General features: G+C 62.0%; 16 protein-coding genes. 5 read left to right on the top strand and 11 right to left on the bottom strand.

Translation table 11 applies throughout. The features are described from left to right. Positions 1-15: 15 nt before the first annotated feature. The 9 genes from icd to THECO_RS12750 all read right to left on the bottom strand — a co-directional run bounded on the left by icd (position 16) and on the right by THECO_RS12750 (position 12489). Positions 16-1314 carry an NADP-dependent isocitrate dehydrogenase gene (gene icd, locus THECO_RS12710; protein WP_015255450.1) on the bottom strand — a complete coding sequence of 433 codons (1299 nt, stop codon included), beginning with the start codon at positions 1312-1314 and terminating at the stop codon, positions 16-18. A gap of 102 nt (positions 1315-1416) precedes the next feature. Further along, complete coding sequence (citZ, locus tag THECO_RS12715) at positions 1417-2529, bottom strand: citrate synthase (protein WP_015255451.1); 1113 nt, start codon at positions 2527-2529, stop codon at positions 1417-1419. Positions 2530-2773: 244 nt separating this feature from the next. Continuing rightward, positions 2774-3247, bottom strand: coding sequence for an acyl-CoA thioesterase (locus THECO_RS12720; protein WP_015255452.1), 474 nt, complete (start codon positions 3245-3247; stop codon positions 2774-2776). Positions 3248-3371: 124 nt separating this feature from the next. Further along, positions 3372-5126 carry a pyruvate kinase gene (pyk, locus tag THECO_RS12725; protein WP_015255453.1) on the bottom strand — a complete coding sequence of 585 codons (1755 nt, stop codon included), beginning with the start codon at positions 5124-5126 and terminating at the stop codon, positions 3372-3374. 193 nt (positions 5127-5319) lie between these two features. Continuing rightward, positions 5320-6417 (bottom strand): acetyl-CoA carboxylase carboxyltransferase subunit alpha, encoded by a 1098-nt coding sequence (locus THECO_RS12730; protein WP_083883242.1) that lies wholly within the window; start codon positions 6415-6417, stop codon positions 5320-5322. Beyond that, on the bottom strand, positions 6417-7274 hold the full coding sequence (gene accD, locus THECO_RS12735) for an acetyl-CoA carboxylase, carboxyltransferase subunit beta (RefSeq protein ID WP_015255455.1): 858 nt from the start codon (positions 7272-7274) through the stop codon (positions 6417-6419). The genes THECO_RS12730 and accD overlap by 1 nt, the downstream gene beginning before the upstream one ends. Before the next feature lie 113 nt (positions 7275-7387). Then, positions 7388-7576 carry a hypothetical protein gene (locus tag THECO_RS12740; protein ID WP_015255456.1) on the bottom strand — a complete coding sequence of 63 codons (189 nt, stop codon included), beginning with the start codon at positions 7574-7576 and terminating at the stop codon, positions 7388-7390. 176 nt (positions 7577-7752) lie between these two features. After that, a complete protein-coding gene (locus tag THECO_RS12745; RefSeq protein WP_015255457.1) occupies positions 7753-8289 on the bottom strand; it encodes a phosphatidylglycerophosphatase A family protein in 537 nt (178 codons plus the stop codon). Positions 8290-8766: 477 nt separating this feature from the next. Then, entirely contained in the window at positions 8767-12489 is a 3723-nt protein-coding gene (locus tag THECO_RS12750) for a DNA polymerase III subunit alpha (RefSeq protein ID WP_015255458.1), read from the bottom strand. Positions 12490-12610: 121 nt separating this feature from the next. Between THECO_RS12750 and THECO_RS12755 the strand changes: the two genes are divergently transcribed. The 4 genes from THECO_RS12755 to THECO_RS12770 all read left to right on the top strand — a co-directional run bounded on the left by THECO_RS12755 (position 12611) and on the right by THECO_RS12770 (position 15892). Continuing rightward, positions 12611-12937, top strand: a complete 327-nt coding sequence (locus THECO_RS12755) for a YtrH family sporulation protein (protein WP_015255459.1) — start codon at positions 12611-12613, stop codon at positions 12935-12937. Between the two features lie 2 nt (positions 12938-12939). Then, entirely contained in the window at positions 12940-13449 is a 510-nt protein-coding gene (locus THECO_RS12760) for a hypothetical protein (protein ID WP_015255460.1), read from the top strand. Positions 13450-13563: 114 nt separating this feature from the next. Continuing rightward, the gene (locus tag THECO_RS12765) at positions 13564-14910 is read left to right on the top strand and encodes an ISLre2-like element ISTco2 family transposase (protein ID WP_015254424.1); all 1347 of its coding nucleotides are present in this window, start codon (positions 13564-13566) and stop codon (positions 14908-14910) included. Positions 14911-15589: 679 nt separating this feature from the next. Then, on the top strand, positions 15590-15892 hold the full coding sequence (locus THECO_RS12770; RefSeq protein WP_015255461.1) for a YtpI family protein: 303 nt from the start codon (positions 15590-15592) through the stop codon (positions 15890-15892). Between the two features lie 4 nt (positions 15893-15896). On the opposite strand, the gene THECO_RS12775 is transcribed toward THECO_RS12770, so the two are convergent. Then, entirely contained in the window at positions 15897-17237 is a 1341-nt protein-coding gene (locus THECO_RS12775) for a DRTGG domain-containing protein (protein WP_015255462.1), read from the bottom strand. Positions 17238-17359: 122 nt separating this feature from the next. Between THECO_RS12775 and THECO_RS12780 the strand changes: the two genes are divergently transcribed. Then, positions 17360-18703, top strand: a complete 1344-nt coding sequence (locus THECO_RS12780) for a sensor histidine kinase (RefSeq protein WP_015255463.1) — start codon at positions 17360-17362, stop codon at positions 18701-18703. A gap of 25 nt (positions 18704-18728) precedes the next feature. On the opposite strand, the gene THECO_RS12785 is transcribed toward THECO_RS12780, so the two are convergent. Beyond that, positions 18729-19898 (bottom strand): DUF445 domain-containing protein, encoded by a 1170-nt coding sequence (locus THECO_RS12785; RefSeq protein ID WP_015255464.1) that lies wholly within the window; start codon positions 19896-19898, stop codon positions 18729-18731. Positions 19899-19971 lie beyond the last annotated feature (73 nt).

Below are 19971 nucleotides of genomic sequence, written 5' to 3' on the forward strand. Positions count from 1 at the left end.
CCGTTTCAAACGGCATCAAGCCATATGTTTGATAACCTCGTCGGCGAACTCCGAACATTTGACTTCCTTCGCGCCTTCCATGAGGCGGGCGAAGTCGTACGTGACCGTCTTGTTGTTGATGGCCGTCTCCATCCCTTTGTAGATCAGGTCAGCCGCTTCCTGCCAGCCGAGATGCTCGAGCATCATGACGCCGGACAGGATGACGGAACCCGGGTTGACGACGTCCTTGTCGGCGTATTTCGGCGCCGTGCCGTGGGTCGCTTCGAAGATCGCGTGACCCGTAACGTAGTTGATGTTCGCGCCCGGCGCGATGCCGATGCCGCCGACCTGGGCAGCCAGCGCGTCGGACAGGTAGTCGCCGTTCAGGTTCAGCGTCGCGATGACGTCGAACTCGGCCGGACGCGTCAGCACTTGCTGCAGCGCGATGTCCGCGATCGCGTCCTTGATGATGATCTTGCCGGCCGCTTCCGCTTCAGCCTGCGCCTTGTTCGCGGCTTCGACGCCTTCGGCTTCCTTGATGCGGTCGTATTGGCCCCAGGTGAACGTCTTGTCCGGGAATTCCTGCTCCGCGACTTCGTATCCCCAGTTCTTGAACGCGCCCTCGGTGAACTTCATGATGTTGCCCTTGTGCACGAGGGTCACCGATTTGCGCTTGTGTTTGATCGCATACTCGATGGCGGCGCGCACGAGCCGCTTCGAGCCTTCAGACGATACCGGCTTGATGCCGATGCCGCTCGTCTCGGGGAAGCGGATCTTTTTCACGCCCATTTCCTTCTGCAGGAACTCGATCACTTTCTTCACTTCGGGCGTGCCTTCCTGATATTCGATGCCGGCATAGATGTCTTCCGTATTCTCGCGGAAAATGACCATGTTGACGAGATCCGGACGCTTCACCGGCGACGGAACACCCTGGAAGTAGCGGACCGGACGGAGACAGACGTACAGGTCCAGCTCCTGACGCAGCGCGACGTTCAGGGAGCGGATGCCGCCGCCTACCGGCGTCGTCAGCGGACCCTTGATGGCCACGATGAATTCGCGGATTGCGGTCAGCGTATCGTTCGGCAGCCATTCGCCGTATGTATTATACGCTTTCTCGCCGGCAAATACTTCGTACCATGCGATTTTCTTCTCGCCTTTGTAGGCTTTCTCCACAGCCGCGTCCAGCACGCGCTTCGATGCGCGCCAAATGTCGCGGCCCGTGCCGTCGCCTTCGATGAACGGCACGATCGGGTTGTTCGGTACTTGCAGTTTGCCGTCCTTGATCGTGATTTTCTCGCCTTCCGTCGGCGGCGCAAATTTTTCGAGTTGCAGCATGGTGATGGTTCCTCCTTTACCTGAATCAAGCAGTCAAGTTGGCCGCAATACAGCTTCAGTGTCCGTCAACGGATCGGGCTCGTCCCGTCCGGACGGATCGTCTCACCGCTGGTCGATCGGCACGTAGCGCACATTCGTCGGGCCGGTATATTCCGCCCGCGGACGGATCAGCCGGTTGTCGCTGTACTGTTCGAGAATGTGCGCCGTCCAGCCCGACACGCGGCTGATGGCGAAGAGCGGCGTGAACAGGTCGCGCGGAATGCCCAGCATCGTATAGACCGAAGCCGAATAGAAATCGACGTTCGGCTTCAGCCCCTTCTGTTCGGTCACGAGCTCCTCGATCTTGACGGACATCTCGTACAGCTTCAGGTTGCCCGCCCGTTCGCCCAGCTCGCGGGACATCTTCTGCAGATGCTTCGCGCGGGGGTCGCCGTTCTTGTAGACGCGGTGGCCGAAGCCCATGATCTTCTCCTTGTTGGCCAGCTTGTTCATGATGTAGGACTCGACGTTTTCGATCGAACCGATCTCGTCAAGCATGATCATGACCGCTTCATTGGCCCCGCCGTGGAGCGGACCCTTGAGCGCGCCGATCGCGCTCGTGACACCCGAATAGATGTCCGAAAGCGTCGCCACCGTGACCCGAGCCGCGAACGTCGAAGCGTTCAGCTCGTGATCCGCATGCAGCACGAGCGCCTTGTCCAGCGCCTTGACGGCGACTTCATCCGGATCCTTGCCCGTCAGCATGTACAGGAAGTTGTGCGCGATGGATACGCCGGATTTCGGCTGGATCGGTTCCTTGCCCTCGCGGATCCGCGCGAATGCGGCCACAATCGTCGGCAGCTTCGCCTGCAGCTTCACCGCCTTGCGCAGGTTGGCTTCCGGCGACATATCGTTCGCCTCTTCATCGTACAATGCCAGTGCGGAGACAGCCGAACGAAGCGCAGCCATCGAGTTCGCTCCGGGCGGGTAAGTCCTCAGCTGCGTGAGCAGTTCATCGGGCAGCGCCGCGTTGGCGGCGAGCTCATCCATCAGACTCTTCAGCTCGGCCCTGTTCGGAAGTTTGCCGTGCCAGAGCAGATAGATGGTCTCTTCGAAGGTGGCATGTTCCGCCAGCTCGTCGATGTTGATCCCGCGGTAGGTCAATACGCCGTCGATGATCGAACTGATCGCCGAAGTCGTCGCGACGATGCCTTCCAGACCTTTCGTTGCTGTCATGTCTCTCTCTCCTTTTCCGCAATTTCCGGGGAAATATTTTGCCCCATATTGCCGCCTGCGGGCATACGGAAGCACTTCAGCCGAGTAACGTACCAGAATATCATAACTTTTTTTGACGGGCATGTGAACATTCATGTAATGTTTGTTGGAAATAAAAATGCTTTATCGCCGTCATAAAAGAAGTTTTTGCCCTCGGACCAACCATCTGCATATGCCGGTATATTGTGCGACTTCTTCCCGCTTTTCATCCGCCGCCGGCCAGCCGCCTGAGCAGCGCGTACAGTTCCGGGGCGGCCCTGTCGAGCCGCGTCGGCTTCCAGTCCCGATTCAGCCAGACGTGGCCGGTTCCGCCTGCCGCGAGCAGCCTGCCGGGCAGTTGCCCGTCCGCATCCGCCGCCGCCGGCGGCTGTTCATCCTCCCCGATCAGCCGGACCTGCGAGTCGAAGTTCAGCCTGAGCGGCGACACTTCCCGCAGCCGGGTGCAGATGACGATGCGGTCGTCATACCGGGCCGGCTGCTCGTACCGGACGTTCAGATCGACGACCGGCAGCAGCAGTCCCGCGTCTTCCACCTTTCGATACGGCCATCCCGCATGCCGGATGAATTCGGTCCGCCCGATCTCGAACCAGGTCACGTAATTCGCGTAGAACACGACGTCCATCCGGTCCGTCTCCTGATAGCGGACACGCAGCGGGAACAGGTGCCAGTGCGAAGCCATGTCACGCCTCCCCCGTTGAAACTCGCCTGCGAACCGAATCGCCGGCGCACGCAGACACGGGAGCGGCCGGACCGCTCGGCGGTCCGCCGCTCCCGACTCGGTGAGCTTCCGGCGGACGGCGCGCTTACAGCACGCGCGCCTGTCCCGTATAGATGACGCCGATCTCGGCGTAGACCGTCACTTCCATCCCGTCCGACATCCGTTTCGTCGCATCGGACACGCCGAGCACGACCGGGATGCCGAGGTTCAGGCCGACGACGGCCGCGTGGCTCGTAATGCCGCCCTGCTCCGTGATCAGCGCCGCCGCTTTCTCGATGGCCGGCATGTATTCGCGGTTCGTCGAAGGCGTAACGAGAATCATGCCTTCCTTCGCCTTGGCGATCGCTTCTTCCGGCGTGTTCGCGACGACGACCTTGCCGGTCGCGGACTGGCTGCCGATCCCCTGGCCCTTGGCGACGAGATCGCCGACCGTATGAATCTTGATGAGGTTCGTCGATCCGGAACGTCCGACCGGCACGCCGGCCGTGATGACGACCGTGTCGCCGAGCTTGACGAGACCGGATTCGACGGCGCCGTTCACGGCGATGTCGAACATCTCGTCCGTCGTCTTCGCCGGCTTGCCGAGCACCGGAATGACGCCCCAGACAAGCTGCAGGCTGCGCATGACGTGCTCGACCGGCGTGACGGCGATAATCGGCGCCTTCGGACGATATTTCGACACCATCCGCGCCGTATAGCCGCTCTCCGTCGAAGTGATGATCGCATCCGCATCCAGATCGAGCGCGGAGTTCGCGACCGCCTGGCTGATCGCTTCCGTCACGGTCGTCTGCTGGGCGCTCGCCTGGCGGAGGAAAATCTCCCGATATTCAAGCGCAGCTTCCGCCCGCTCCGCAATGCGCGCCATCGTCATGACCGATTCAACCGGATATTTGCCGGCCGCCGTCTCGCCCGACAGCATGATCGCGTCGGTGCCGTCGAAGATGGCGTTCGCGACGTCGCTCGCTTCCGCGCGGGTCGGCCGCGGGTTGCGCTGCATCGAATCGAGCATCTGCGTCGCCGTGATGACCGGTTTGCCGGCGCGGTTGCATTTCTCGATCATCATTTTCTGCACGAGCGGCACTTCCTCGACCGGAATTTCGACGCCAAGGTCGCCGCGCGCCACCATCAGGCCGTCCGCCACTTCAAGTATTTCGTCCAGATTGTCGACGCCCTGGCGGTTTTCAATCTTGGCAATGATCTGAATATGCGACGCGTTGTGCCGTTCCAGCAGTTCGCGGATTTCCAGCACGTCGCTTGCTCTCCGCACGAACGATGCCGCAATGAAGTCAATGCCCTGCTCGATCCCGAAAAGAATGTCGTTGGCGTCTTTCTCCGTGATGCCAGGCAGCGAAATGGCAACGCCCGGAACGTTGACGCCCTTCTTGCTCTTGATCGGGCCGCTGTTCTGAATCTCGCACTTGATCTCGGTGCCCTGGATCTCAACAACCTTCAGGCCGATCAGGCCGTCATCGAGCAGAATGGTGTCCCCGACCTTCACGTCCCGGGGAAGGTCGCTGTACGTCACCGGGATGCGGTGCCTGTCGCCGAGGATGTTCTCCGTCGTCAGCGTCACGAACTCGCCCGCCACGAGCTCGACCGGCTCTTCGGCCAGATTGCCGAGGCGGATCTCCGGACCCTTGGTGTCGAGCAGGATGGCGACGGTCTTGCCCAGTTCGCGGCAAGCCTGGCGGATGTTCTTGATCCGGTTGCCGTGTTCCTCGAAATCGCCGTGGGAGAAGTTCAGCCTCGCGACGTTCATGCCCGCCAGGATCAGTTTCTTCGTGTTCTCGAGTGATTCGCTTGCGGGACCGATGGTGCATACGATCTTCGTTTTGCGCATGTGCGGTATCCTCCGTTATTAGGTCAAACCTTGGAATGTTCACGCAAGCAAAACGGCTCGCTCCGTCTTCCGGGGCGGGCGAATCCGTCTTGCAGTGAAGGAACAGTCTCCTTGCAAGCGGAAAAACTTGCAAAGTCGCATCCTTAAATAAAATACACGATACTGGCTCAACTGTACATGGGCCTGTCCGGTTTCAGCGGGCGTTCGACTCTATCGCCGCGCTTGCGTCCGCACTCTCATCCGCCGCATTCCCGGCAGGGGGCTCCGGCTCCTTCCGGTCTTCCTCCGCTTCCGGCTCCCCGGATTTCCGCGGCGGATCCGGCGGCGCATCCGAACCTCCCGATCCGATCACGCCGATGCTCCGGAACTTCCGGTACCGGTCCTCGACCAGCTCCTCCGGCGACATCGCCATCAGTTCCTGCAAGTGGCGCCAGACGGCCTCTCTCACCAGCTCGGCCTGTCCTTCCGGATCGCGGTGCGCGCCGCCCTTCGGCTCGGGGATCACTTCCTCGACGATGCCGAACGCATGCAGATCCTGCGCCGTAATCTTCATGGCCTCCGCCGCTTCATCCGCCCGGGATGCGTCCTTCCACAGGATCGACGCGGCCCCGTTCGGCGAAATGACGGAATAGATCGCGTTCTCGAGCATGAGCACGCGGTTGCCGACACCGAGCGCCAGCGCGCCGCCGCTGCCGCCCTCGCCGATGACGACGCAGACGATCGGCACGCGCAGCGTCGACATGACGAGCAGGTTGCGCGCGATCGCCTCCGACTGGCCCCGCTCCTCGGCGGTGTCGCCGGGGTAGGCGCCCTTCGTGTCGATGAACGTGATGATCGGCCGCCCGAACTTGTCCGCCTGCCGCATCAGGCGCAGCGCCTTGCGGAACCCTTCCGGATGCGGGCTGCCGAAGAACCGGGCAATGTTGTCCTTCGTATCTTTGCCGCGCTGGTGGCCGATGACCGTCACCGGAACGCCGTTCAGCTTGGCCAGCCCGCCGACGATCGCCAGATCGTCCGCGAACAGCCGGTCGCCGTGCAGCTCGATGAAATCGGTGAAAATCGCCTGGATGAAATCGAGCGTCGTCGGCCGCTGATGGTGGCGCGCAATGTGCATTTTCTGCGCGGCGGTGAGGGCGCTGTACACTTCGTTTTCCAGCTGCCGGTACTGCGCTTCGAGCCTTGCGATCTCGTCGGAGAAGTCGAACCCGCGCTCCTCCGCGAATTTGCGCAGTTCGTCGATCTTGTTCCTGAGCTCGAACAGCGGTTTCTCGAATTCCAGTCCTCCGGCCATCATTCCGCCCTCCTCATGCTGTGCATGTCCAGCAGTTTCGCGAGCACCGTCCGCATATCCTTGCGGTGCACCACTTTGTCAAGCTGGCCGTGCTGCAGATTGAATTCCGCGGTCTGGAAGTTGTCCGGCAATTTCTGGCGGATCGTCTGCTCAATGACGATCCGTCCGGCGAATCCGATGAGCGCTCCGGGCTCGGCCAGATTGTAGTCGCCGAGGCTCGCGAAGCTGGCCGTCACGCCGCCGGTCGTCGGGTCCGTCATGACGGAGATGTAGAGCCCGCCTTCATCCGAGAACCGCGCGAGCGCCGCGCTCGTCTTCGCCATCTGCATCAGGCTGAAGATGCTCTCCTGCATCCGGGCGCCGCCGGACGTCGAGAAGAGAATGAGCGGCAGCCGCTTGTCACGGGCATACTCGATCGCGCGCGTGATCTTCTCCCCCACGACCGATCCCATGCTGCCCGTAAAAAAATGAAAGTCCATCACCCCGACGACGACCGGATGCCCGTCGATCGAACCGGTGCCGGTGATGACCGCCTCGTTCATGCCCGTCTTCGCTTTCTGCTGCTCGAGCTTGGCGGCGTAACCGGGAAAGCCGAGCGGATCGCCGGACTGCATGTCCGCGTCAAATTCATGCAGGATGCCGTCGTCCATCGTCATCGCGATCCGTTCCCGGGCGGTCAGCCTGAAATGGTATCCGCAGGACGGGCAAACTTTCAGATTCTTCTCCAGTTCCTTGCTGTATTGGATGTTGCCGCACTTCGGACATTTATTCATCAAGCCTTCGGGAATGTCCCGCTTTACGGGCCGTTCGGCAGGAATGGTCGCGTATCGTTTTTTATGAAAGAGATCCTTGAACATGAAGCCACCTCTCAGGGCACAAAATTATTGTGACGTGGCCGGCCGGCGCCCGCGTGTGGCGTCATCTGCTCCGTCAAAGGATGGCCGTACCCGTCACAACCGGAGGGTGCTGATCAAGCATTCAGTATTTCGTTCAATACTTCCTGCACTTCGTCCAATTCTGCGGATGGAACCAATATCTCGTACTGCTGTCTTGAGAGATTGACCGGCCTGACTTGCACGAGGAAACCTTCTTCGGTCAGACGCTGGCGGATTGTCTCGGAGATTTTCGCAGTCGGCGCGATATAGATTACCGTCCACATCGAAAGGTACCTCCCGAACCATTCGCAAGAAATAAGGCCGCATGTTGCCATAATGATAGCATATCCGCCCGATATGCCGCAACAAACAGAGCCGCGGCGGGCTTGTCCGCTCCGCGCCGCTTGCGTGGTTTGCGGACGAGCCAGCGGCAGCCGGTCCGGTCCGGGAGGCCGTCCGTTCAGCCCTCCCCCGGCAGCCCGTATTTGCGCGCGTCCGGGTTCTGGTGTGCGATCCGCGCCGATGCCGCGGCCGCAAGCGCCGACACGAGATCGTCCAGGAAGACGTGGACGCCGCGGCCGTGACGATCGCCGATATTCCCGCCACCGCTTCCGCCGTTGGCTGCGCCGTTCAGCCTTCCGATCACGCCCGGCTTCATTTTGTCGAGATACCCGAAGCTCGTCAGGCCGATCATGCCGTAAACGGAGACGATGCCGAGCGCCAGTGTCTCGTCAACCCCGTACAGCGATTCGTCTGCCTCCATGATCTGCTGCAGCGGTTCCGGCAGGAGGCCCCGGTCGGCCAGTTCATCCAGCGCGATGCCGGTCAGCAGCGTATATTGCACTTCCCGCTTCGCGAGCACCGCGCGCACGCTTTCCTCGCAATCGGCAATCGTCAACCGATCGTTGTAAGGACGCTGCAGGGACAGGACGATGTCCGCCACATCCCTGACCGAAACGCCTCTGCGTTCGAGCCATCGTTCAATCGCCGCGGTCATCCGCATACCCCCAATCGGGGCCTTGCGCGCTGCCGGGCAGCGCAGGCCCTTGTCTAACGATATGCATCCGACACGGCGAACGTTCCTTGGGATTTTCCGATCGACTGTTGCAGGCCCTGTTATGGCACGGCGTGCCGTTATTCAGGCTTGCCGCTGCGAGCGGGCAAGCATTAACGGCACGGGATGCCGTTAATGGCTGCCTTTGTTCATTCCCTGGGGCTCACGCTGCCTTTTAACGGCACGGCGTGCCGTTATTCAGGCTTGCCGCTGCGAGCGGGCAAGCATTAACGGCACGGGATGCCGTTAATGGCTGCCTTTGTTCATTCCCTGGGGCTCACGCTGCCTTTTAACGGCACGGCGTGCCGTTATTCAGGCTTGCCGCTGCGAGCAGGCCAGCATTAACGGCACGGAATGCCGTTAAGAGCCCTGTGCTGCAAGCTGGTGCCGCAGACAAAACAGCGGCAATCCCGTGAGCCGCTACTTCACGACGGCCGTGCCTTCACCGAGCAGCCGCACGATCGCGGCGAACAGCTCGCGGGAAGGTTTGACGCGCACGCTGTCGCCCAGTTCGATCGTCCGCTGTTCCCGCTCGTAGTAAAGCACCGTGCGCAGCGGGCCCGGATGGCCGTCCAGCAGACGGCGGAGCTCCCGGAGCACGCCGGGCTGTTCCCGGTCCGCCGGTATGCGGACGAAAACCCGCTGCTCGCGGGAAGCGGTCCGCCGCGACGCCGAAGCCTGGGGCGGCACGGAGGCCGGCAAAGGCGCCTCCGCGCGCAGGGCAGCCGCATCGTCAGGCCGTTTCGGCCCGCCGCCCGGCAATGGCGCGGCAGCCGTCCCCGGCGCATGTGCAGATGCGGCCGCGGAAGCGTCGGGTCCGCCGTGTGCGCTCCGGCCCGCGCTGAAGCCCGCGCCGCTCATGCCGCTTGCGCCGGGCTCGCCGGCCGCCGGGCGCCGGGCGCGCGCGTTCGCGCGGCCGCGCATCCGCCGGACATGGGGAGCCGGATTCGGCCCGTCCAGCGGCACGATGTCGTCCACGATCAGCTTGAAATCTTCATCCTGCTGCTGCACGACCGCCTGCACCAGGGCGAGCTTGCCCTTCTCCAGCCAGAAGCTGCTTCGCTTCCATACGCTCTGGAAGACGACCGCTTCCACGCGCGCGATCCGGTCTTCCAGCTCCAGGAAGCCCATCTGCTGCCCCTTGCGGCTCGTGAACGGCTTCACCGAGACGATCAGCGCGGCCGTCACGACCGCGGCGCCGTCCGGCGCGTCGGCCAGCTCGTACAGCCGGTCGACGCCGAGCCGCTCCAGCTCCGCTTCCCGCTCGTCCAGCGGATGGCCCGACAGGTACAGGCCGAGCAGCTCGCGTTCGAATTCGAGCTGCTGCCCCCGGGTGTAGGGCCGCACGTCCGGCAGCTCGACGTCCCAGTTGTTCACTTCCTCGAAGCCGAACAGCTCGATCTGCAGCTCTTCCCGTTCCTTCCGCCACTTCGAGACCGATTCGATCGTCTCGTCGAGCGCCGCGAGCAGCTGGGCGCGGTGGCCGGGCAGCCCGTCGCACGCTCCCGACAAAATGAGCGATTCCAGCACCCGCTTGTTCACGACCCGGAGGTCGACGCGCCGGCACAGGTCGAGCAGGCTGTCGAACGGCCGCTCCTCCCGGGCCGCCTTGATCGCCTCGATCGCCTGCGTGCCGACGTTCTTCACGGCGCCGAGCCCGAAACGGATCGCGCCTTCCGTCGGCGTGAACGATTCCTCGCTCTCGCTGACGTCCGGCGGCAGCACCGGGATGCCCATCCGGCGGCATTCGTCGACGTATTCCGCCGTCTTCCGCTGGTTCCCGGTGACGGAGGCGAGCATCGACGCCATGAACGGGATCGGATAGTGCGCCTTCAGATAGGCGGTCTGGAACGCGAGCACCGCATAAGCGGCGGCATGCGCCCGGGGGAAGCCGTAGTCCGCGAACCGGACGATCATGTCGTACACCGCGTTCGCCTCCGCTTCGGTGTACCCCTGCTTCACGCTGCCCGCGACAAAATGCTCCCGCTCCTTGTCCAGCGTCTCGCGCTTCTTCTTCGACACCGCGCGCCGCAGCAGATCCGCCTCGCCGAGGGAAAAGCCGGCCATCTTCGAGGCGATCTGCATGATCTGCTCCTGATAGACGATGATGCCATAGGTGTCGGCGAGGATCGGTTCCAGCGACGGATGCGGATAGGTCACCTTCGCGCGTCCGTGCTTGCCGGCGATATATTGCGGAATGAACTCCATCGGGCCCGGACGGTACAGCGCGAGCACCGACACGAGGTCCTCGAAGACCGTCGGCTTCAGGTCGCGCAGCACGCGCCGCATGCCGGCCGATTCAAGCTGGAAAATGCCCGTCGTCTCGCCCCGGCTGAGCATCGCGTACGTCTTCGGGTCGTCGTCCGGCACCCGCCGGAAATCGACCGTCTTCCCGTACAGCTTGCGGATCCAGGCCAGCGTCCGCTCGAGGATGGAGAGCGTGCGGAGGCCCAGAAAATCCATCTTGAGCAGCCCGACGGCTTCCAGCGCGTCCATCGGATATTGCGTGAGCGCGGTCCCTTCGCCGCTGGACTGCAGCGGCACATGGTCCGTCAGCGGATCCTTCGAGATGACGACGCCGGCCGCGTGGGTCGACGCGTGCCGCGGCATGCCCTCGACCTTGGCCGCCGTCTTGACCAGATGGTCCACCCGCGGATTCTTCTCGCACAAGGCGCGCAGTTCCGGACTCGCTTCAAGCGCCTTCTCCAGCGTCATGCCGGGCTGGTTCGGAATGAGCTTCGCCGCCCGGTCGACTTCCGCGTACGGCACGGCGAGCGCCCGACCGACGTCGCGCACGGCTGCCCGGGCCGCCAGCGTGCCGAACGTGATGATCTGGGCCACATGTTCCTCGCCGTATTTTGCTGTCACATAGGCGATCACTTCATCGCGGCGCTCGTCATCGAAATCGATGTCGATATCCGGCATCGACACCCGCTCCGGATTGAGAAAACGCTCGAACAGCAGTTTGTACTTCAGCGGGTCGACGTCGGTAATGAACAGCACGTAAGCGGCGAGACTGCCGGCGGAAGAACCGCGGCCCGGTCCCGTCCGGATGCCCCGCTCGCGGGCGAACCGGATGAAATCCCAGACGATGAGAAAATAGTCGCTGTACCCCATCCGCTCGATGACGTCCAGCTCATACGCCAGCCTGCGCTCCGCTTCCGCGCGGAAGGCGGGATCGCTGCGCCACGCCGCCGTTCCGCCGTAGCGCGCGGCCAGCCCGTCCCGGCACAGCGCCCGCAAATATTCTGCGGAGGTCATCCCTTCCGGAACCGGTCGGAACACGGGAAGATGCGCCCGGCCGAACGTCAGCTCCAGATTGCAGGATTCGGCGATCCGCACCGTATTGCCCAGCGCCTCCGGCACATGCCGGAACCGCTCCGCCATCTCCTCCGCCGATTTCAGGTAGTTCTGGTCGGTCGTGATCTTCAGCCTGTCCTCGTCCTCGATCGTTTTGCCCGTCCCGATGCAGAGCAGCACTTCCTGCAGCGCCGCGTCCTCCGGCCGCAGGTAGTGGACATCGTTCGTCGCGGCGAGCGGGATGCCGGTCTCCTCCGACAGGCGGATAAGGCCGGCCGCCACTTTCTTCTGCTCCGGCATGCCGTGATCCTGAATCTCCAGGTAGAAATCGTCGCCGAACATGTCCCTGAGGCGCAGCGCAACCCGCTTCGCTTCCTCGTCCCGTCCGTGCAGCAGATGCTGCGGAATCTCGCCGTTCAGGCAGCCGCTCAGCACGATCAGCCCGTCCGCATGGGCGGCGAGCGCTTCGTAGTCGATGCGCGGCTTGTAGTGGAAGCCTTCCAGATGGGCGATCGAGGTGAGCCGCATCAGATTGCGGTAGCCGTCGGCATTTTTCGCAAGCAGCGTCAGGTGGTGGATCGGATGGTCACGGCGCGAACCCTTTTCCAGCCGGGAGCCCGGCGTCAGGTAAACCTCGCAGCCGATGATCGGCTTGATTCCGCGGGCGACGCAGGCGTTGTAGAACGGAATCGCGCCGTACATGACCCCGTGGTCGGTGAGCGCGAGCGCCTTCATGCCGAGCTCGGCCGCCCGGTCCGCCAGGCCGCGGATGCGCGCCGCGCCGTCGAGCAGACTGTATTCGCTGTGCACATGAAGATGAACGAACGAATCCGGTCGCGTCATAAGCGTTTGTCCCTTCCGTACGCGTAATTACGCCATCATTTTATCATAAAAAAGTTTGGTCATCTCATAGACTGGTAGCGGGAAAGGCCTGTCCAATGCGGAACATGCGGGAGGTGCCGGCATGATCGTTTTTCTGTCGACGGCTGTTATCGATTTCTTCATCGCCTTCGGGGTCATCATCGGCGGATCGCTGCTCGCCGCAATCGGCGCGGTATTCGTCTCGTATCCGCCGGCTTCGACGATGCTCGACACGGCCATGCGGCTCAAGATATGGGCGATCGTCGTCGCGATCGGCGGCACGATCGACCCGGTGCGCGTCATCGAGGCGAACGTCACCGAAGGCCATCTGTCGCCGGCCGTTCAACAGATTCTGCTTATCGCCTGCGCGTTCCTCGGGGCGCATCTCGGAACCGAACTGATCCGCTGGATCGTCCGGGGGGGACTGTGACGATGCGGGTGCCGTCGTTCGACCGGTTCCGCAGGATGAGCACCGCGCTCGGCATTTTCGTGCTTGGCATGGTCGCGGGCGCCGCGGTGTATAACGGGCTGTTCGCCGCGAAGTTCGACGCGCTGGTCGAGCGGCTGCACGAGGCGGAAGAGAAGCTCGGGGAATATGAACTGGAGATCCGGAAGCTGACGAATTACCGGAACCAGCACGGCATCATCAAATCGGTCGTGCTCCACATCGAGACCGGCCGCGGTCCGGACGGCAGTCCGAAGCCGCTTGATACGGTGACCGAAACAATGCTCAAGCAGCAGCTCCGGCGCGATCTCTCCGCTTTCCTCGGGCGCAGCGTTTACGACATCGACTCGGAAGCCCGCCTGGCGCGGCTTCTGCTGGACGGCAAAGTGTACAAGGGATTGAAGAACACCGATTACGTGGTCGAGATCCGCACCGTGCTCGTCGCGGACGGCACGATGACCGTCTGGGTAACGGCGCGGCCAAGGCTGCCGGGCTGAGTTAGTGTAAAATCTTCGTGGGTGTAGGAATTGGAAAAAGCGGACATAGAAAAAGAGCTTCTCCCTTGGTAAAGTGATGTTTGTCCACAACACACCAAGAAGGAGGAAGCTCCTGTGAGCAACATTACCACAACAATGCCGACAATGAAAGAGATTGAGCAATGGATATTTCGGAAAATGCAGGAGGAATTCGCTCGTGCGATGAAGCAGGTGCTGGAGGCGCTGGATCAGCAGATCTTGGAGCAACGGGACCGAGAGCGTTATCGAGTAAAGGACGAGCGTGAAACAAGCGTCAACACAGTGTTCGGGAATGTGCGCTTTAAGCGGAGATTGTACTGTGACCGTAGAAGCGGCAAACACGTGTATCTGCTGGATCAGCTGTTGCAATTCGAAGGGCGCGGGAAAGTCAGTCCGCATTTGGAAGAGACAGCCATCGCATTCGCCAGCCAAGGACCGTCGTACCGGGACAGCGCTAAGCGGCTGGAGCAGCTCCTGGGATACAATGTGCTGAGCCACCAAGCGATCAGGGAAAAACTGATTGAGCGTGCGGAACAGCCGATGTCTGAGGTGAAGCGACGCCCAGCGCGAGTATTGTTCGTGGAAGTGGATGGGCTATACACGAAGCTGCAGCGGAGCAAGAAGCGTGGGATGGAGAACGCAATCGCTGTCGTACACGAAGGCTGGGAGAAGAGCGGCAAGCGAGTGCGGCTGAAGAATAAACAGCATTACCTGCATACGAGCGGCGGCAACTTCTGGGAAGGGTTCGGGGACTTTCTGGTGGAGCGTTACGAAATCGACGAGAACACGTGGCTTGTGGTGAACGGAGACGGCGCGGGGTGGATCGGGGAATGTACATCCTACTTTCACCAATGCCTGTACATGCTGGACCGCTTTCATGTGGCGCGTGATTTGAAACGTTTTGTCGGACATTTACCGAAGGTGTGGGAGACCGTGAGACGGTCGCTGGCCAAACAGGACGCAGCCGCGCTTATAGCGGCCTTAGAAAGCGTAGCGGAGCAAGAGATAGCGGAAGAGAACCGGAAGGATTGGAAGCAGTATAAAAGCTATCTGAAGCGGCACGAGAAGCATTTGGACGACTACCGAAAAACACTCCAGGTGAAGGGGATCGACACAAGCGGTATGCGCCCGATGGGAAGCGCGGAATCGCAGATGCGCATATTCGCCAAGCGGACGAAGCGTGGCGGGTACAGTTGGAGTGAGCGAGGCGTCAGGGCGATGCTGCGGACAATGATGAGGATTAAAGAAGCCGGCATGGTTGTAAGAACGGTTGAAGGACATGCGAGTATGCAAGCAACGTCACAACAGCCAATAAACATGCGGCAATTGCTCAAGAACGTGACGCAACCAGTCAAGGGTTGTATCGCTGGAATGATTCGCATGCTGCAAGGACCGAAGCAAAGCAGCACAACGGGTATGGCACTCAAAGCTCTTCGCGGATAATGGCAAAAAATTCTGACAAATCACTTTTATTTGATGAAAGAACGAAGCAAAGCGCTTACAAGGAAGAGGTTTCCTTTGGGGTTCGCGTTCCAAGCATCTTAAATGACTGCCCACGCTAGCTTGACACTGACCCGGGCTGAATGAAATATGACAAATCCCGGCCCGATTTGATACAATGGCAAGAGATTGTCGGGACGTTTGATCACCCGGACGATATCGGGGTGCTGATCAACCGTCTTTTTCAGCTTCGTGCGGCGTGCGTTGTAACGTGGTATCCGCGTTACAGACCCGCCGGACGGGCGCCTTGAAACGCCGTAACGTGGTATCCGCGTTACAGACCCGCCGGACGGGCGCCTTGAAACGCCGTAACGTGGTATCCGCGTTACAGACCCGCAGGACGGGCGCCTTGGGCGCCGTAGCGTGGTATCCGCGTTGCAGACTCGCAGGACGGGCACCTTGAAGCGCCATAACGTGGTATCCGCGTTACAACTCGCAGGACAAGCTCCTTGAGGCACTGTAGCGTGGTATCCGCGTTACAGACTCTTGCGAGACTTCGAACGCCTCATTTACGCACTATACACGTTGCAACCGCACCATAAAAATGGGACCGCCCGCAATCACCATCTCAAATCCGTCTTGCGGACAGGCCCGTGAAATGAAAAGGAGCCGACATCACATCATGCCGATCGAAAATGTCGTTCTGCAATGGGTGCTCTCCATAGGCGTGATCGCCTCGCTTGCGGCGACCGTCTATTACAGCCTCCGGTACCGGCGAAGCGCCGATCCGAAGACGCGCGGCCTGCTGTCCGCGCGGATGAACATCGTCATGGGCATCATGCTGATCCTGCTTTCGCTGATCCAGATGCTGCTGTTCACCGGCTCGACCATCCGCGTCATCGTCGGCGCCGTTTTCCTGCTGCTCGGCCTGTTCAATCTGTTCGCCGGGCTGCGCAACCACAGCGTCTACCGTTCGCTGAAGTAATCCTTTACAGCGGATCGATCATCTGCGCCGCGGCGAGCGCCTTGACGGCCAGGCCGTGCTCGTCGTGCAGCTCCATCTCCACCTTGGCCGATTTGCGGCTCAGTTCGAGCAGACGCGGCATGAGCCGAACCTCCGCCTCAATCTGCACCGGGCGGACGAAATACGTCGTGATGCTCTCCACGACATGGCCGCGCCGGGAAACCTCGCGAATCGTCTGCTTCGCTGCCAATGTCAGAAGCGAGAGCAGCGTGCCCTCGGATACGGTGCCGGCCGGTCCGGACATCTGCGGCGTCATCTTGCCGACATAGACCGGCAGCGCGTCTTCCGTCCGCTTCTCCTCCGTGAACCCGCTCCAGATCAGATCATCGATCGTCTCGCCCGGCTGCTGCTTGCCGGCGAACTGCATCGCCCGCGTAATGTCCGACCGGCTGACGACCGCCAGCAGCCGCCGGTGCCGGTCGACGATCGGCAGGAGGTCGATGCCCTCGCTCGTCATCCGGTGGGCAGCCGCCGCGACAGGCATCGACGGATGTGCCGTAACCGGCGGGCGGGTCATCCGCTTCTCTATCGCCTCATCCGGTTCCGCGCCGTCGGCGTCGCGCGCCGTCATCATGCCGACGATCCGGCCCCGGTCGTCGACGACGGGAAAACGTGCGAATCCCGTCCGCTCCCGCAGCCGCAGGTAGTCGGCGACCGTCTCGCTCATCCGCAGCGTAAGCGGCGCGCTGTCCGTCGTGACGATGTCTTCGAGCAGCATGATCTTCCGCGTAATGAGCCGGTCGTACATCGCCCGGTTGATCATCGAGGCGACCGTGAACGTGTCGTGCTTCGACGAAATGACCGGCAGCCCGGTCTCGTCGGCCAGCCGGATGACGTCTTCGCCGGTGCCGAATCCGCCGGTGATCAGCACGCCAGCGTGCCGCTCGAGCGCCCGCCGGTGCGCGTTCTCCCGGTTGCCGACGATCAGCAGGCTGCCGGCGTCGATGTAGCGGACCATCGCGTCGAGCTCCATCGCGCCGATGACGAACTTGTGCAGCGGCTTGTCCAGTCCCGCCGCGCCGCCGAGCACCTGGCCCTCGACGATGCCCGCCACGTCGCCGAATGTCAGCCGTCCGTCCCGCTGTCCCTGCTTCTTCTCGATCCGCACCGTGCCGATGCGCTCCCGCGTGCTGACATAGCCGGCGCTTTCCGCTTCTTTCAATGCCCGGTACGCCGTTCCTTCGCTGACGTGCAGCTTGCGGGCGAGCGAGCGGACCGAGAGACGGGCGCCCACCTTGAGATCCTTGATATATTCCAAAATGCGTTCGTGCTTCGTTACCGCCTCGTCGCGCGGAACTTCCGGCATGACCATCTTCCCTCCGCTCATGCGAAATGTTATTCTCATTTTACCAGAAAGCCGTTAAAGTGAAGATATGCCCTGGATCCGTTTCACCGGCATTCGACACCGGGGCCTGGCGCGAGGTGTGTATGGAGTTTCCGTTGCTGCTGAAGATCGGATGTCTTGTCACGTTTCCCGAGGCGCTGACCGCGTCCTGGTTCTGCTTTCGTTTCTTCGGGCTGCGCCCGCCCCGATTCTTCCCCAGGCTGATCTTGCTGGCGATTGCGGCGTCCGTGCTCATCGTCATCAGCCTGGCGCTGGCCGACCCGCTCATCCAGCCGTTCGCCGGCATGGTGTTGTATTTTGCCGTCTTGTCGCTCGTCTGTCCCGATCTGCCGTGGAAGGTCCGCGCCTTCCTCACGCTCGTCACGGGCTTGCTCTTCTTCCTGGTCGAGCTGTCATCCGTTGTCTATCTGGCATCCATCGGCGGCAGCCTGCCGACGGATCCCGGCGACTGGCCGCTGTATCGCTTCTTCCAGAAGTTTTGGCCCGCGCATGCGCTGCTCGGCTCCTCCGCCTTGTGGATGGAGATCACCGGACGCTCTCCCGGCCGGCGCGTGCTGCATTTTCTCATGAACGAGCGCAACCGGTACATTCAGCATTATGTCGTCCTCGCCTTCGTCCAGTGTTTTCTCCTGATCCTGCTGTTCATGACGCGGTATGTGCACGTGCGCGAATCCGGCATGCGCCTGCTGTTCTATGTCGGCATTTTCGCGGTCATCGTCATATCCTTCCTGACCGTGCGGCTGATCGCGAAGGCGCGCGATGAAGCCATCCGCGTGACGCAGGAGGCGTTCGTCGGCGACCTGATGCAGATGCTGACGACGATCCGCGGCCAGCGGCACGACTTCGTCAATCATGTGCAGACGATGTACGCGATGCTGACCATGAAGAAGCACGAACAGCTGAAACAATACATGGAAGAAGTCGTCGGGGAGATCCGGTCCGTAACCCGTCTGGCCGAAAAAATTCCGGCCACGGCGCTCGAATCGCTGCTGATGGCGAAGCAGGCGATCGCCCAGGTCAAGCAGATCCGGTTCGAGTATCGGCTGACGGAACTGCCGGAAGGCCTGTCCGCGGTGCGCAGCATCGATCTGGTGCGGATCGTCGGCAACCTGGTCGACAACGCCTTCGATGAAGTGATGAAGCAGAAGGAGAGTTCGCGGATCGTGACGCTGGACATCGACCAGGCGGAAGGCGAGCTGTGCATCAGCGTCGGCAACGCCGGCGATCCGCTGACGGAGGCGGAGCGGAAGCGCATCTTCACCCCCGGCTACAGCACGAAGAAGAAAGGCCACGAAGGGCTCGGACTGCCGATCGTCGTCGAACGCGTCCGGCATTACGGCGGCGATGTCGAGGTCAGCTTCCAGCCGGAGCGCGGCATCGTCTTCACCGCCCGCATTCCGATCAATCCGGAAGTGCGGCATGTCTGATACCTTGAGGCGCGGGGCGGCCTGATCACCGGACAAGCTGCAGGAACACGGACTGGATCAGTCCGATGATGCCGCCGAGCAGCGCGCCCAGCCAGGTGATCGCGCGGAATTCCCGTCCCGACAGGCTCAGAATGATGCGCTCGACCTGTTCGACCGGGAATTTCTCGACTTGCTTCTGCACAAGCTGCGGCAGTTCGAACGCGGCGACGACCGTCTCCAGCCGGCGGTCCAGCAGGTCGAACGCGGCGCCGACGATCGTCCGCAGCGCCTCTCCCCATACAGATTCATGGCGGATAAGCAGTTCGCCGACATTCGCCTTCTCGAGTTCGCCGATCCGCTCTTCCAGGCGAAGCAGCCGCAAGGCCTGCTCTTTCAGCCAGGGGAGCGGATTTTCTTCGCCCGACAGGCGCGCCGCCGCCTGCTCGAGCGTCCAGTCTCCCGCTTCCGCCAGCTTCTTCGCGATGAACGTCCGCATCATCTCGCGCAGCGCGCCGCTTTCAAGTTGCTCGACCAGCACCTCGGTCAATTTCGCCGCCGCCTTGTCCTCATCCACGAAAATGCCCGCGAGCACGCCGATCCATCCGCCCGTCCGGTCCAGCAGCCCGTCGATCATGTTGCGCAGCGTCCGCTGGCCGCGAATGGAAAGCAGCTCCTCCCGGAGCGAAGCGGTCAGCCAGTCCGACAGATCCTCCGCCCATCCGGCGGCCGTCTCTTCGGACCAGCCGGGCACCAGCTCCGCGATCGTCTTCGCCTTCCAGCCGCCTTCTTCCCACAACCGCTCTATCCACCGCTCCGCCAGCCCGGCGCCCCGGGCCGCCCATTTCGTCCGCATCGCTTCCCATGATTCACGATCCGTGAACTTCAGGATCACCCGTTCCGCCGTGAGGCCTTCTTCGGCACGGGCCAGCAGCCAGCTGCGGATCTTCGCGGCCGCGGCTTCCTGCATCGCGCCGCCGCGCAGCCATTCCCGAATCCCGTCGGCCGTCACCAGATAGTCCGCGACGACATGGCCCAGCGCCGCGGCGATCTCGTCCTTGCGCTTCGGGATGAGGCCCGGCGTGAACGGCACCCGTCTGCCCAGGATGTACAGCGCGCGCCGCGGATGGAACAGCATTTTGATCGCGAAATGATTGGTCAACGCGCCGACGAAAGCGGCGACGCACACATTCACCGTGATGAATAGCCACAGCTGCATCTTTGGTCCGTCCTTTTGCGCGATCGGCCGCAGGGGCCAATCACCAGTGTATAGATGTCCTCATATAGTGGAG

Origin of the sequence: Thermobacillus composti KWC4 (genome assembly GCF_000227705.2) — a bacterium.
Taxonomy (GTDB): domain Bacteria; phylum Bacillota; class Bacilli; order Paenibacillales; family Paenibacillaceae; genus Thermobacillus; species Thermobacillus xylanilyticus.

What these genes read in the sequence shown, in the direction of transcription:
- icd (WP_015255450.1), bottom strand. Translation starts at nt 1,314, where the DNA reads ATGCTGCAACTCGAAAAATTTGCGCCGCCGACGGAAGGCGAGAAAATC.
- citZ (WP_015255451.1), bottom strand. Translation starts at nt 2,529, where the DNA reads ATGACAGCAACGAAAGGTCTGGAAGGCATCGTCGCGACGACTTCGGCG.
- THECO_RS12720 (WP_015255452.1), bottom strand. Translation starts at nt 3,247, where the DNA reads ATGGCTTCGCACTGGCACCTGTTCCCGCTGCGTGTCCGCTATCAGGAG.
- pyk (WP_015255453.1), bottom strand. Translation starts at nt 5,126, where the DNA reads ATGCGCAAAACGAAGATCGTATGCACCATCGGTCCCGCAAGCGAATCA.
- THECO_RS12730 (WP_083883242.1), bottom strand. Translation starts at nt 6,417, where the DNA reads ATGGCCGGAGGACTGGAATTCGAGAAACCGCTGTTCGAGCTCAGGAAC.
- accD (WP_015255455.1), bottom strand. Translation starts at nt 7,274, where the DNA reads ATGTTCAAGGATCTCTTTCATAAAAAACGATACGCGACCATTCCTGCC.
- THECO_RS12740 (WP_015255456.1), bottom strand. Translation starts at nt 7,576, where the DNA reads ATGTGGACGGTAATCTATATCGCGCCGACTGCGAAAATCTCCGAGACA.
- THECO_RS12745 (WP_015255457.1), bottom strand. Translation starts at nt 8,289, where the DNA reads ATGACCGCGGCGATTGAACGATGGCTCGAACGCAGAGGCGTTTCGGTC.
- THECO_RS12750 (WP_015255458.1), bottom strand. Translation starts at nt 12,489, where the DNA reads ATGACGCGACCGGATTCGTTCGTTCATCTTCATGTGCACAGCGAATAC.
- THECO_RS12755 (WP_015255459.1), top strand. Translation starts at nt 12,611, where the DNA reads ATGATCGTTTTTCTGTCGACGGCTGTTATCGATTTCTTCATCGCCTTC.
- THECO_RS12760 (WP_015255460.1), top strand. Translation starts at nt 12,940, where the DNA reads ATGCGGGTGCCGTCGTTCGACCGGTTCCGCAGGATGAGCACCGCGCTC.
- THECO_RS12770 (WP_015255461.1), top strand. Translation starts at nt 15,590, where the DNA reads ATGCCGATCGAAAATGTCGTTCTGCAATGGGTGCTCTCCATAGGCGTG.
- THECO_RS12775 (WP_015255462.1), bottom strand. Translation starts at nt 17,237, where the DNA reads ATGCCGGAAGTTCCGCGCGACGAGGCGGTAACGAAGCACGAACGCATT.
- THECO_RS12780 (WP_015255463.1), top strand. Translation starts at nt 17,360, where the DNA reads ATGGAGTTTCCGTTGCTGCTGAAGATCGGATGTCTTGTCACGTTTCCC.
- THECO_RS12785 (WP_015255464.1), bottom strand. Translation starts at nt 19,898, where the DNA reads ATGCAGCTGTGGCTATTCATCACGGTGAATGTGTGCGTCGCCGCTTTC.